The following is a 12,744-nucleotide window of genomic DNA, read 5'->3' as shown; positions in this document are numbered from 1 at the left end:
GGGCTCCATCAGGCGATCAGTTGTTCGAGCACGCGGCGGTACACGTTCTTCAGCGGATCGACGAAGCGCACCTCGATGTGCTCGTCGATTTTGTGGATGCTGCCGTTCGGCGGGCCGAACTCGATCACCTGCGGGCAGATGCGCGCGATGAAGCGGCCGTCCGACGTGCCGCCCGTCGTCGACAGCTCGGTCGTGAGGCCGGTTTCGGCGCGGATCGCCGTCTCGAGCGCGTTCGACAGCTCGCCGCGCGGCGTCAGGAACGGCAGGCCGCTGATCGACCAGTTGAGTTCGTAGTCGAGCCCGTGCTTGTCGAGGATCGCGTGCACGCGCGCCTGCAGCCCTTCGACGGTGCTCGCCGTCGAGAAGCGGAAGTTGAACAGCAGGTCGATATGGCCCGGGATCACGTTGGTCGCGCCGGTGCCCGCATGCAGGTTCGATACCTGCCAGGTGGTCGGCGGGAAGTATTCGTTGCCTTCGTCCCACTGTTCGGCGGCGAGCTCGGCGAGCGCCGGCGCGAGCAGGTGGATCGGGTTCTTCGCGAGATGCGGGTACGCAATGTGGCCCTGCACGCCCTTGACGATCAGCTCGCCGGACATCGAGCCGCGGCGGCCGTTCTTCACGACGTCGCCGAGCGCGGCGGTCGACGTCGGCTCGCCGACGATGCAGTAGTCGAGGCGCTCGCCGCGCGTTTCGAGCAGCTCGACGACCTTCACGGTGCCGTCGGTCGCGGGGCCTTCCTCGTCGCTCGTGATCAGGAATGCGATCGAACCGCGGTGGTTCGGGTGCGCGGCGACGAATTCCTCGGTCGCGACGATGAAGCCCGCGAGCGAGGCCTTCATGTCGGCCGCGCCGCGGCCGTACAGCTTGCCGTCGCGATGCGCGGGAATGAACGGCGGTGACGTCCATTGTTCGAGCGGGCCGGTCGGCACGACGTCGGTGTGGCCCGCGAACGCGAGCAGCTTGCCGTCGCGGCCGGCGGCGCCGCGCTTGACGGCCCACAGGTTGGTCACGCCGTGCGACGCAATGGTCTCGATGTCGAAGCCGAGCGCGGCGAGGCGCTCGGTCATGATCTGCTGGCAGTGCTGGTCGTCGGGCGTGACGGACGCGCGCGCGATCAGCTGTTCGGTAAGGGCTAGGGTGGCGGACATGGTTCGGACCACTTTCGATAAAAAATGCCGGCGCGGTGGCCGGCAGCGATGTGTTCGGGCGCCGTGCGGCGGCAGCAGGCCCTATGCGGCGAACAGTGCCGCGTACTGGTCGGCCGCGAAGCCGAGCGATTTCACGCGGCCGTTGACGACGAGCACGGGGCGCTTGATGACCGACGGCTTGTGGATCATCAGCGCGACCGCGCCGGCCTGCGTGTCGGCAGCCGCCTTCATGGCGTCGTCCAGGCCGCGCCACGTGGTGCCGCGCTTGTTCACGAGCGCGTCGAGCGACACGTCCTTCAGCCAGTCTTCGATCAGCGGAACGCTGACGCCGGCCTTCTTGAAATCGTGAAACTCGAATTCGACGCCGTGGTCGTCGAGCCATACGCGGGCTTTCTTCACGGTGTCGCAGTTCGGAATGCCGTAGACGACCACGGTGCGCGGCTTCGCCATCAGTCGCCTCGCAGCAGTTCGTTCAGGCCGACCTTCGCGCGGGTCTTCGCGTCGACCTTCTTCACGATCACGGCGCAGTACAGGCTGTGCGAGCCGTCCTTCGACGGCAGGTTGCCCGCGACGACGACCGAGCCGGCCGGGATGCGGCCGTAGCTGACTTCGCCGGTTTCGCGGTCGTAGATCTTGGTGCTCTGGCCGAGGTACACGCCCATCGAGATCACCGAGTTTTCCTCGACGATCACGCCTTCGACGACTTCCGAGCGCGCACCGATGAAGCAGTTGTCCTCGATGATGACCGGGTTCGCCTGCAGCGGCTCGAGCACGCCGCCGATGCCGACGCCGCCCGACAGGTGCACGTTCTTGCCGATCTGCGCGCACGAGCCGACGGTTGCCCACGTGTCGACCATCGTGCCTTCGTCGACGTATGCGCCGATGTTCGTGTACGACGGCATCAGCACGACGTTCTTCGCGATGAACGAGCCGCGGCGCGCGATCGCCGGCGGCACGACGCGGAAGCCGCCCGCGGCGAAGTCTTCGGCGGTGTAGTTCGCGAACTTCGACGGCACCTTGTCGTAGAACTGCGAGTAGCCGCCGGCCGGCATCGGCGCGTTGTCCTCCAGGCGGAACGACAGCAGCACGGCCTTCTTCAGCCACTGATGCACGGTCCAGCTGCCGTCGATCTTCTCGGCGACGCGCAGCGCGCCTTTGTCGAGCTGCTCGATCGCGTGCGCGACGGCTTCGCGGACTTCGGCGGGCGCGGCCTTCGGCGACAGCTCGGCGCGGTTGTCCCAGGCGGTATCGATGATTTGCTGAAGTTGTTGCGACATGTTCGTTTTCGCAGGAGATGAAGGAATTGATCGGGAGGGTCGATTACCGGGCGAGGCCGCGGCAGAAGTCGACGATGCGTTGCGCGCCCTCGACGCATTCGGGGGTGCCCGCGACGAGCGCGATCCGGATGAAATCGCGGCCCGGATTCGTGCCGTGCGCGTCGCGCGCGAGATACGAGCCGGGCAGAACCGTCACATTATAGTCGGCGTACAGGCGCCGGGCGAACTCGGTGTCCGACAGGCCGGTGCACGCGACGTTGGCCCACAGGTAGAACGCGGCGTCGGGCAGCTTCACGTCGATCACGTCGGCGAGCATCGGCGTCACCGCGTTGAACTTCTGCACGTACAGCGCGCGGTTCTCGCGCACGTGCGCCTCGTCGTTCCACGCGGCGATGCTCGCCTGCTGCCAGACGGGCGACAGCGCCGACCCATGGTACGTGCGGTACAGCAGGAATTTCCTGAGCAGCGCCGCGTCGCCGGCAACGAAGCCAGAGCGCATGCCCGGCACGTTCGAGCGCTTCGACAGGCTCGACAGCATCACGAGCCGCTCGAAGCCGCGGCCGAGGCGGTGCGCGGCCTCGAGGCCGCCGAGAGGCGGCTTCGACTCGTCGAAGTAGATCTCCGAATAGCATTCGTCGGACGCGATCACGAAGCCGTGGCGGTCGGACAGCGCGAACAGCTCGCGCCAGTCGTCGAGCGTGAGCACCGCGCCGGTCGGGTTGCCCGGCGAGCACACGTACAGCAGCTGGGTGCGCGCCCAGACTTCGTCCGGCACGGCCGCGTAGTCGCACGCGTAGTTGCGGGCCGGGTCGCTGTTCGCGAAGTACGGCTCGGCGCCCGCCAGCAGCGCCGCGCCTTCGTAAATTTGATAGAACGGATTCGGACAGAGTACGATCGCCTTCTCGCCGCCGGCGGAGCGGCTCGCGTCGATCACCGTCTGCGCGAGCGAGAACAGCGCTTCGCGCGAGCCGGACGCGGGCAGCACCTGCGTCGCCGGATCGATCGCCGGCAGCCCGTAGCGGCGCTCGAGCCAGCGCGCGATCGACGTGCGCAGCGCGTCCGAGCCGGCCGTGGGCGGATACGCGGCGAGGCCGTCCAGCGCGGCTACCGCGGCGTCGCGGATCAGCGCCGGGGTCGGGTGCTTGGGCTCGCCGATGCCGAAGCTGATCGGTTTCAGGCTGGCGGCGGGCGTACCGGCACCGGGTGTCACGTCCTTGAACAGGGCGCGCAGCTTTTCGAAGGGATAGGGCTGGAGCGAGTCGAGTCGAGGATTCACGGGCGAAGCGGCCATCGCGGCCGGTTGGAGCGAAAGGAGCGGCGCTCGCGCCGCGCGGCTGCGAACGGGCGCCGGTGTGCGGCGGGTTTCGCAACCGACGATTATAGCGTGACGAAATGCGGTCACGGCGGGCGCAAACGCCGGCCGGGCAACGAACGACGGAAGGGTTTGAACGAAATGAACAATGCGGTACGCGGCAGCCTGCCGACGCTGGCGATCCTGATCGGCGCGTCGGTGTGGGGCCTGATCTGGTATCCGTTGCGGATCCTGGCGTCGCTGGGCCTGACGGGCACCGCGGCGAGCGCGCTGACGAGCGTCGTCGCGTTCCTGTTCGTGATCGTCGCGCGGCGCCGCGCGATCGCGACGCTGCGCTGGCACTGGGTGCTGCCGGGCATCGCGGTGACGGCCGGGATCACCAACCTCGGCTTCGTGTGGGGCACGATCCACGGCGAGGTGCTGCGCGTGATGCTGCTGTTCTATCTGACCCCCGCATGGACCGCAATCTACGCGCACTTCCTGCTGCGCGAGCGGCTCACCTGGGCGGGCGCGGGGCTCGCCGCGCTGTCGATCGGCGGCGCGATGCTGATGCTGTGGTCGCCGCGGCTCGGCCTGCCGCTGCCGGCCAACCCGGCCGAATGGGCGGGGCTCGCGGCCGGGCTGAGCTTCGCGATGAGCAACGTGCTGGTCGTCAAGGCGAGCCGCGAGCTGCCGCAGATGCGGGCCGAGATGCGCACCGCGACGCTGTTCGGCGGCGCGGCCGTGTTCGGCGCGATCGCGTCCCTGTTCGAGGGGCTGCCGGCCGTGCCGGCGGGCGGCAATCTGGGCGTCGCGGCGCTGCTGGTCGCGGGCATCGGCGTGACGATGGCGTCCAACAACCTGCTCGTCCAGTACGGGCTCGCCCGCGTGCCCGCGAACCGCGCGTCGATCATCATGCTGTTCGAGATCGTGATCACCGCGCTGTCCGCGTGGGTGTTCGCGAACGAATTTCCGAGCGCGCGCGAATGGGCGGGCGGCGCCTGCATCGTGCTCGCGACGCTGCTGTCGAGCCGGGTCCACCGGGCGCGCGCCGCGCAGGACAAACCCGGGAACGGGCGGGACGGCGCACGCGCGATGGTATGATGGGTGCCGTTTGCGGGGCCCGACGCTCGAGAGCGCGGCCCCGTTTTTGAATTCCGAGGCGCGCCGCGCGCAAGGGCCGGCTGGTCCGGCGCGGCGTGTCGTCGTCCGTTTCACACCTTCTTCACATCCGATACCGCCGTGCGTCTGAGCTCGATCAAACTCGCTGGCTTCAAATCCTTTGTCGATCCCACGCATTTCCAGGTTCCGGGCCAGCTTGTCGGCGTGGTAGGCCCGAACGGGTGCGGCAAGTCCAACATCATCGACGCCGTGCGCTGGGTGCTCGGCGAGTCGCGCGCGTCCGAGCTGCGTGGCGAGTCGATGCAGGACGTGATCTTCAACGGCTCGACCGCCCGCAAGCCCGGCAGCCGGGCGAGCGTCGAGCTGATCTTCGACAACTCCGACGGCCGTGCGGCCGGGCAGTGGGGCCAGTACGGCGAGATCGCCGTGAAGCGCGTGCTGACGCGCGACGGCACGTCGAGCTACTACATCAACAACCTGCCGGCGCGCCGCCGCGACATCCAGGACATCTTCCTCGGCACCGGCCTCGGCCCGCGCGCCTACGCGATCATCGGGCAGGGCATGATCGCGCGGATCATCGAGGCGAAGCCCGAAGAGCTGCGCGTGTTCCTCGAGGAAGCCGCGGGCGTGTCGAAGTACAAGGAACGCCGCCGCGAGACCGAGAACCGCCTGCACGACACGCGCGAGAACCTGACCCGCGTCGAGGACATCGTCCGCGAGCTCACCGCGAACCTCGAGAAGCTCGACGCGCAGGCAGTCGTCGCGACCCGCTACAAGGAACTCGTCGCCGACGGCGAGGAAAAGCAGCGCCTGCTGTGGCTGCTGCGCAAGAACGAGGCCGGCGGCGAGCAGCAGAAGCAGCAGCGCGCGATCGAGCAGGCGCAGATCGATCTGGAAGCACAGACCGCGAAGCTGCGCGAGGTCGAGTCGCAGCTCGAGACGCTGCGCGTCGCGCACTACGCGGCGAGCGATGCGATGCAGGGCGCGCAGGGCTCGCTCTACGAGGCGAACGCCGAAGTCAGCCGGCTCGAGGCCGAGATCAAGTTCATCGTCGAATCGCGCAACCGCGTGCAGGCGCAGATCGCCGCGCTCAACGCGCAGCGCGAGCAGTGGCGCGCGCAGGCCGAGAAGGCGCAGGACGAGCTCGAGGAAGCCGAGGAAGCGCGCGCGGTCGCCGACGAGAAGGCCGCGCTCGCCGAGGATGACGCCGCGGCGAAGCACGACGCGCTGCCGGCGCTCGAGGCGACCTGGCGCGATGCGCAGGCGCAGCTCAACGACGAGCGCGCGCGGATCGCGCAGACCGAGCAGTCGCTGAAGCTCGAGGCCGCGCACCAGCGCAACGCCGACCAGCAGCTGCAGCAGCTGCAGCAGCGGCAGGAACGCCTGAAGGCGGAAGCGGGCGGCCTCGACGCGCCGGACGAGGCGCAGCTCGAGGAGCTGCGCATGCAGCTCGCCGAACAGGAAGAAATCCTCTCCGACGCGCAGGCTCGGCTCGCCGACGCGCAGGAAACCGTGCCGCGCCTCGACGCCGAGCGCCGTGCCGCACACGAGCGCGTGCAGGCCGAAAGCGCGCAGATCCATCAGCTCGAGGCGCGCCTCGCCGCGCTCAAGCAGCTGCAGGAGAACGTGCAGACCGAGGGCAAGGTGCAGCCGTGGCTCGACAAGCACGAGCTCGGCACGCTGCCGCGGCTGTGGAAGAAGCTGCATGTCGAGCCGGGCTGGGAAACGGCGCTCGAGGCCGTGCTGCGCGAGCGGCTTGCCGCGCTCGAAGTGTCGAATCTCGACTGGGTGAAGGCGTTCGCGACCGACGCGCCGCCCGCGAAGCTCGCGTTCTACGCGCCGCCGCCGGCCGGCGAGCCGCCCGTGGCGGCGGCCGGGCTGCGCCCGGTGCTGTCGCTCGTGCGCATCGACGACGCGGGCATCCGCGCGGTGCTGAACGACTGGCTCGGCAACGTGTACGTCGCCGACGACGTCGCGCAGGCGCTCGCGACGCGCACGCAGCTGCCGGCCGGCGGCTCGTTCGTCGTCAAGGCGGGCCATCTCGTCACGCGCGTCGGCGTGCAGCTGTACGCGGCCGATTCGGAACAGGCGGGGATGCTCGCGCGCCAGCAGGAAATCGAGAACCTGACGCGCCAGGTGCGCGCGCAGGCGCTGCTCGCGGACGAAGCGAAGTCGGCCGTGGTGCGCGCGGAAGCCGCGCACACGCAGGCGACGCAGGCGCTCACCGACGTGCGCGCGCAGGCCGAGCGCGCGACGCAGCGGGTGCACGCATTGCAGATGGACGTGCTGAAGCTCGCGCAGGCGCACGAGCGCTACACGCAGCGCAGCACGCAGATCCGCGAGGAGCTCGAGGAAATCGGCGCGCAGGTCGAGGAGCAGCGTGCGCTGCGCGCGGAGTCGGAAGCGAATTTCGAGCGCTTCGACGGCGAGCTGGCGGAACTGCAGGCGCGCTTCGAGGACAACCAGCTCGCATTCGAGTCGCTCGACGAATCGCTGTCGCAGGCGCGCCAGGCGGCGCGCGATCTGGAGCGCGGCGCGAACGACGCGCGCTTCGCCGCGCGCAATGCGGCGACCCGGATCGACGAGCTCAAGCGCAGCATCCAGGTCGCGCACGAGCAGAGCGAGCGCGTCGCCGCGTCGCTGGAAGACGCGCGCGCCGAGCTCGAGACGATCAACGAGCAGACCGCGCATACGGGCCTGCAGGACGCGCTCGAAATCCGCGCGGTGAAGGAAGAGGCGCTGCAGGCCGCGCGCATCGAGCTCGACGACCTGACCGCGAAGCTGCGCGCGTCGGACGAGCAGCGTCTCGTCGCCGAGCGTTCGCTGCAGCCGCTGCGCGACCGCATCACCGAGCTGCAGCTGAAGGAGCAGGCGGCGCGCCTGGCGGTCGAGCAGTTCGCCGAGCAGCTCGCGACGGCCGAGGTCGACGAGGCCGCGCTGCGCGAGAAGCTGACGCCGGACCTGAAGCCGTCGTACCTGCAGGGCGAGGTCACGCGGATCAACAATGCGATCAACGCGCTCGGCCCCGTGAACATGGCGGCGCTCGACGAACTGAAGGCCGCCAACGAGCGCAAGGTGTTCCTCGACGCGCAGTCGGCCGACCTGAACGACGCGATCACGACCCTCGAGGACGCGATCCACAAGATCGACCAGGAGACCCGCACGCTGCTGCAGGGAACCTTCGACGAAGTCAATCGTCATTTCAGCGACCTGTTCCCGCGCCTGTTCGGCGGCGGCCAGGCGAAGCTGATCATGACGGGCGACGAGATCCTCGACGCCGGCGTGCAGGTGATGGCGCAGCCGCCCGGCAAGAAGAACGCGACGATCCACCTGCTGTCCGGCGGCGAGAAGGCGCTGACCGCGACCGCGCTGGTGTTCGCGATGTTCCAGCTGAACCCGGCCCCGTTCTGTCTGCTGGACGAGGTCGACGCACCGCTCGACGACGCGAACACCGAGCGTTTCGCGAACCTCGTGCGCGCGATGTCGGACAAGACGCAGTTCCTCTTCATCTCGCACAACAAGATCGCGATGGAGATGGCGCAGCAGCTGATCGGCGTGACGATGCAGGAGCAGGGCGTGTCGCGGATCGTCGCGGTGGACATGGAAACCGCCGCGGGTTTTGCCCAGAATTGACGTTTACGAACCGGATTCGCGGGCGTGCGGCGCCGAGCCGCCCGGCGCAATGGCGCCCCGCTTGCGAGCCCAACGAAAAAGAATTGTGATGGAGCGTGCATGGACGAGTTGACACTCGGTTTGATCGGCGCAGGCGCGGTCGTGGTGGGCGGCGTCGTGGTCTACAACGCGTGGCAGGGCGCGAAGGTGCGGCGCAAGATGCCGCGTCCGATGCCGCAGGAGACGGCGGACGCGATGCACCGCCCGGAGCGTGACGACGAGCTGCCGTTCATCGAGCCCGTGCGCCAGCCGGCGCGCCGCGAGTCGGCGGCGCCGGACGCCGAGGGTGCGACCGGCGCCGCGGGCGCGTCGGCCGAGGCCGCACGCGTCGAGCCGACGTTCGGCGGGGCCACCTCAGGCGGGGCCACTTCAGGCGGGGCCGCCTTGGCCGGCGCGGCGCCTGCCGACATGCCGGCGGACCTGCAGGCCGAGGCGACGTCGGCCGATCTGCCGGTCGCCGAGACGGCCGACGAAAGCGGCGCGAGCGAGCCGGTTGAGCCGATCGAGCCGGTGCTGCCGGCCGCGACGACGATCTCCGCGGCGCCGCCCGCGGTCGTCGACCGCCGGATCGATTGCATCGTGCCGATCCGTCTCGCGTCGCCGCTGCCGGGCGACAAGATCCTGCCGGCCGCACAGCGCCTGCGTCGCGCGGGCAGCAAGCCGGTGCACATCGAAGGCAAGCCGGAGGGCGGCAACTGGGAGCTGCTGCAGAACGGCGTGCGCTACGACGAGCTGCGCGCGGCCGCGCAGCTCGCGAACCGCGGCGGCCCGCTGAACGAGCTGGAGTTCTCGGAATTCGTGACGGGCGTCCAGCAGTTCGCCGACGCGATCGACGGCGCGCCCGAATTCCCGGACATGATGGAGACGGTGTCGATGGCGCGCGAGCTCGACGGCTTCGCCGCGCAATGCGACGCGCAGCTGTCGATCAACGTGATGTCGGACGGCGCGCCGTGGTCGGCCAACTACGTGCAGGCGGTGGCGTCGCAGGACGGGCTGCTGCTGTCGCGCGACGGCACGCGCTTCGTCAAGCTCGACGCGAAGCAGAATCCGGTGTTCATGCTGCAGTTCGGCGATACCAACTTCCTGCGCGACGACCTGACCTACAAGGGCGGCAACATGATCACGCTGGTGCTCGACGTGCCGGTCGCGGAAGAGGACATCCTGCCGTTCCGGCTGATGTGCGACTACGCGAAGTCGCTGTCCGAGCGGATCGGCGCGCGGGTGGTCGACGACCAGCGCCGGCCGCTGCCGGAATCGACGCTGCTCGCGATCGAGCAGCAGTTGATGAAGCTGTACGCGAAGCTCGAGGAAGCCGGCATTCCGGCCGGCTCGCCGGTCACGCGGCGGCTGTTCAGCCAGTAACGCGAACCGCCGGTCGCGGCGTGCGATGCCGCCGCGACCCGCTGCCGGCGGCTGTCGGCAGCATCGCGCGCCACGCCGTTTCCGGCCCCCGGCGCGGCGCCAAACTGAGATAATCTGGCATTCGATTGTCTCAGAAAGAATCTGCCGCCAGCATGGCCCGAACCCAAGCCGAACCGCCAGCCAGCCAGCCCGACGCGCGCGCCGCGTGGCTGCGCGACCAACTCGAGCGGGCGAACCACGCCTATTACGTGCTCGACCAGCCGGACCTGCCCGACGCCGAATACGACCGACTGTTTCTCGAATTGCAACAGCTCGAGGCGGACCACCCCAAACTCGTGACGCCCGACTCGCCGACGCAGCGCGTCGGCGGCGCGGTCGCGGGCGGCTTCACGCCGGTCGTCCACGACGCGCCGATGCTGTCGCTGAACAACGGCTTCGAGGACGAGGACATCGTCGCGTTCGACAAGCGCATCGCCGACGCGCTCGACAAGGCCGTCGATCTCGCCGGATCGGTGACCGATCCTGTCGAATACGCGTGCGAGCTGAAATTCGACGGCCTCGCCATCTCGCTGCGCTACGAAAACGGCGCGTTCGTGCAGGCGTCGACGCGCGGCGACGGCACGACCGGCGAGGACGTGACGCAGAATGTCCGCACGATCCGCTCGCTGCCGCTGAAGCTGAAGGGCAAGAACCTGCCGGCCGTGCTCGACGTGCGCGGCGAGGTGCTGATGTTCAAGCGCGATTTCGCGCGCCTGAACGAACGCCAGCGCGCGGCCGAGCAGCGCGAATTCGCGAACCCGCGCAATGCCGCGGCCGGCAGCCTGCGCCAGCTCGATCCGAAGATCACCGCGCAGCGCCCGCTGTCGTTCTTCGCGTACGGGATCGGCGTGCTCGACGGCGCGCCGATGCCCGACACGCACAGCGCGCTGCTCGACTGGTACCAGACGCTCGGCCTGCCGGTGAATCGCGAGCGCGCGGTCGTGCGCGGCTCGGACGGGCTGCTCGGGTTCTTCCGCAAGATCGGCGAGCAGCGCGAGTCGCTGCCGTACGACATCGACGGCGTCGTCTACAAGGTGAACCGCCGCGACGAACAGGAGCGGCTCGGCTTCGTGTCGCGCGCGCCGCGCTTCGCGCTCGCGCACAAGTTTCCCGCGCAGGAAGCGCTGACGACGCTCGTCGCGATCGACGTGCAGGTCGGGCGCACCGGTGCGATCACGCCGGTCGCGCGGCTCGAGCCGGTGTTCGTCGGCGGCGCGACCGTGACCAACGCGACGCTGCACAACGAGGACGAGGTGCGCCGCAAGGACATCCGCATCGGCGACACGGTGATCGTGCGGCGTGCGGGCGACGTGATTCCGGAAGTGGTCGGCGCGGTGCTCGACCGGCGGCCGGACCCGGCACCGGAGTTCGTGATGCCGACCGAGTGCCCGGTGTGCGGCTCGCGCATCGAGCGGCTGCCGGACGAGGCGATCGCCCGCTGCACGGGCGGCCTGTTCTGCCCGGCGCAGCGCAAGCAGGCGCTGTGGCACTTCGCGCAGCGGCGCGCGCTCGACATCGACGGGCTCGGCGAGAAGATCATCGACCAGCTGGTCGAGCAGAACCTCGTGCGCACGCCGGCCGACCTGTTCAACCTCGGTTTCGCGACGCTCGCGGAACTCGACCGGTTCGCGGAGAAGTCCGCGCAGAACCTGCTCGATTCGCTCGAGAAGGCCAAGCACACGACGCTGGCACGCTTCATCTACGGGCTCGGCATCCGCCACGTCGGCGAATCGACCGCGAAGGATCTCGCGAAGCATTTCGGCTCGCTGACCCCGATCATGGACGCGACGCTCGAGGAATTGCTCGAAGTCAACGACGTCGGGCCGATCGTCGCCGAGTCGATCCACCAGTTCTTCGCGGAGGACCACAACCGCACGGTGATCGAGCAGCTGCGCGCGCCGGGCAAGGTTACGTGGCCCGAAGGGCCGCCCGCGCCGAAGGCGCCGCAGGGCGTGCTGGCCGGCAAGACCGTCGTGCTGACGGGCACGCTGCCGAACCTCACGCGCGATGCGGCGAAGGAGATGCTCGAGGCGGCCGGCGCGAAGGTCGCCGGCTCGGTGTCGAAGAAGACCGATTATGTCGTCGCGGGCGCGGAGGCGGGCAGCAAGCTCGCGAAGGCCGAGGAGCTCGGCATCCCCGTGCTGGACGAAGACGGATTACACCAACTTCTGGAGGGCCATGCCCCATGATTCGCGAGATTCTGAAGATGGGCGACCCGCGCCTGCTCGAAATTGCCGCGCCGGTCGAGCAGTTCGGCACGCCGGCGCTGAACGAACTGGTCGCGGACATGTTCGAGACGATGCATCACGCAAACGGTGCGGGACTGGCCGCGCCGCAGATCGGCGTCGGCCTGCAGGTCATCATCTTCGGCTTCGGCAACAACAACCGCTACCCGGAAGCGCCGCCCGTGCCCGAGACCGTACTGATCAACCCGAAGGTCGAGTACATGCCGCCGGACATGGAGGAGGGCTGGGAGGGCTGCCTGTCGGTGCCGGGCATGCGCGGCGTCGTCAGCCGCTACGCGAAGATCCGCTACAGCGGCTTCGACCAGTTCGGCGAGAAGATCGACCGCGTCGCGGAAGGGTTTCACGCGCGGGTCGTCCAGCATGAATACGATCACCTGATCGGCAAGCTGTACCCGATGCGGATCACCGACTTCACGCGCTTCGGGTTTACCGACGTGCTGTTTCCGGGGCTCGACGCGACGGACGACTGATGCGGGGCGGATGCGATCGCTCGCGTTGCCCGCCGGAATGAGAAAAGCCCGCCGGAAAAACACGGCGGGCTTTTTCGTAACGTGCGCGGACGCGCCGCGTATGGCCGTCGGAACCGC

Annotated in this window: 9 protein-coding genes; 5 read left to right on the top strand and 4 right to left on the bottom strand. The window is 69.1% G+C overall.

Translation table 11 applies throughout. The features are described 5' to 3' along the window. Positions 1-8: 8 nt before the first annotated feature. From dapE to dapC, 4 genes are all read right to left on the bottom strand, one after another. The gene (gene dapE, locus HWX31_RS16975) at positions 9-1,148 is read right to left on the bottom strand and encodes a succinyl-diaminopimelate desuccinylase (RefSeq protein ID WP_174961956.1); all 1,140 of its coding nucleotides are present in this window, start codon (positions 1,146-1,148) and stop codon (positions 9-11) included. 81 nt (positions 1,149-1,229) lie between these two features. Next, positions 1,230-1,598 carry an ArsC family reductase gene (locus tag HWX31_RS16970; RefSeq protein ID WP_174961958.1) on the bottom strand — a complete coding sequence of 123 codons (369 nt, stop codon included), beginning with the start codon at positions 1,596-1,598 and terminating at the stop codon, positions 1,230-1,232. After that, the gene (gene dapD / locus HWX31_RS16965; RefSeq protein WP_059618359.1) at positions 1,598-2,425 is read right to left on the bottom strand and encodes a 2,3,4,5-tetrahydropyridine-2,6-dicarboxylate N-succinyltransferase; all 828 of its coding nucleotides are present in this window, start codon (positions 2,423-2,425) and stop codon (positions 1,598-1,600) included. The genes HWX31_RS16970 and dapD overlap by 1 nt, the downstream gene beginning before the upstream one ends. Positions 2,426-2,468: 43 nt before the next feature. Further along, positions 2,469-3,716, bottom strand: coding sequence for a succinyldiaminopimelate transaminase (gene dapC / locus HWX31_RS16960; protein ID WP_174961960.1), 1,248 nt, complete (start codon positions 3,714-3,716; stop codon positions 2,469-2,471). Positions 3,717-3,878: 162 nt separating this feature from the next. Between dapC and HWX31_RS16955 the strand changes: the two genes are divergently transcribed. The 5 genes from HWX31_RS16955 to def all read left to right on the top strand — a co-directional run bounded on the left by HWX31_RS16955 (position 3,879) and on the right by def (position 12,627). Then, complete coding sequence (locus HWX31_RS16955) at positions 3,879-4,820, top strand: DMT family transporter (RefSeq protein WP_174961962.1); 942 nt, start codon at positions 3,879-3,881, stop codon at positions 4,818-4,820. Positions 4,821-4,958: 138 nt separating this feature from the next. Then, a complete protein-coding gene (gene smc, locus HWX31_RS16950; RefSeq protein WP_174961964.1) occupies positions 4,959-8,471 on the top strand; it encodes a chromosome segregation protein SMC in 3,513 nt (1,170 codons plus the stop codon). Between the two features lie 99 nt (positions 8,472-8,570). After that, a complete protein-coding gene (locus HWX31_RS16945; RefSeq protein ID WP_174961966.1) occupies positions 8,571-9,872 on the top strand; it encodes a cell division protein ZipA C-terminal FtsZ-binding domain-containing protein in 1,302 nt (433 codons plus the stop codon). 152 nt (positions 9,873-10,024) lie between these two features. Beyond that, entirely contained in the window at positions 10,025-12,100 is a 2,076-nt protein-coding gene (ligA, locus tag HWX31_RS16940; RefSeq protein ID WP_174961968.1) for an NAD-dependent DNA ligase LigA, read from the top strand. Then, positions 12,097-12,627: a peptide deformylase gene (gene def / locus HWX31_RS16935; RefSeq protein ID WP_059609162.1), complete on the top strand. Its 531-nt coding sequence runs from the start codon at positions 12,097-12,099 to the stop codon at positions 12,625-12,627. The genes ligA and def overlap by 4 nt, the downstream gene beginning before the upstream one ends. Positions 12,628-12,744: the final 117 nt, after the last annotated feature.

Origin of the sequence: Burkholderia ubonensis (genome assembly GCF_902833085.1) — a bacterium.
GTDB classification, from domain to species: domain Bacteria; phylum Pseudomonadota; class Gammaproteobacteria; order Burkholderiales; family Burkholderiaceae; genus Burkholderia; species Burkholderia ubonensis.
This window is presented reverse-complemented; position numbering and strand designations above follow the sequence as displayed.

Bases quoted from the DNA above. Each gene is read 5' to 3' on its own strand.
- dapD (WP_059618359.1), bottom strand. From the start codon at position 2,425: ATGTCGCAACAACTTCAGCAAATCATCGATACCGCCTGGGACAACCGC.
- dapE (WP_174961956.1), bottom strand. From the start codon at position 1,148: ATGTCCGCCACCCTAGCCCTTACCGAACAGCTGATCGCGCGCGCGTCC.
- def (WP_059609162.1), top strand. From the start codon at position 12,097: ATGATTCGCGAGATTCTGAAGATGGGCGACCCGCGCCTGCTCGAAATT.
- ligA (WP_174961968.1), top strand. From the start codon at position 10,025: ATGGCCCGAACCCAAGCCGAACCGCCAGCCAGCCAGCCCGACGCGCGC.
- dapC (WP_174961960.1), bottom strand. From the start codon at position 3,716: ATGGCCGCTTCGCCCGTGAATCCTCGACTCGACTCGCTCCAGCCCTAT.
- HWX31_RS16955 (WP_174961962.1), top strand. From the start codon at position 3,879: ATGAACAATGCGGTACGCGGCAGCCTGCCGACGCTGGCGATCCTGATC.
- HWX31_RS16945 (WP_174961966.1), top strand. From the start codon at position 8,571: ATGGACGAGTTGACACTCGGTTTGATCGGCGCAGGCGCGGTCGTGGTG.
- HWX31_RS16970 (WP_174961958.1), bottom strand. From the start codon at position 1,598: ATGGCGAAGCCGCGCACCGTGGTCGTCTACGGCATTCCGAACTGCGAC.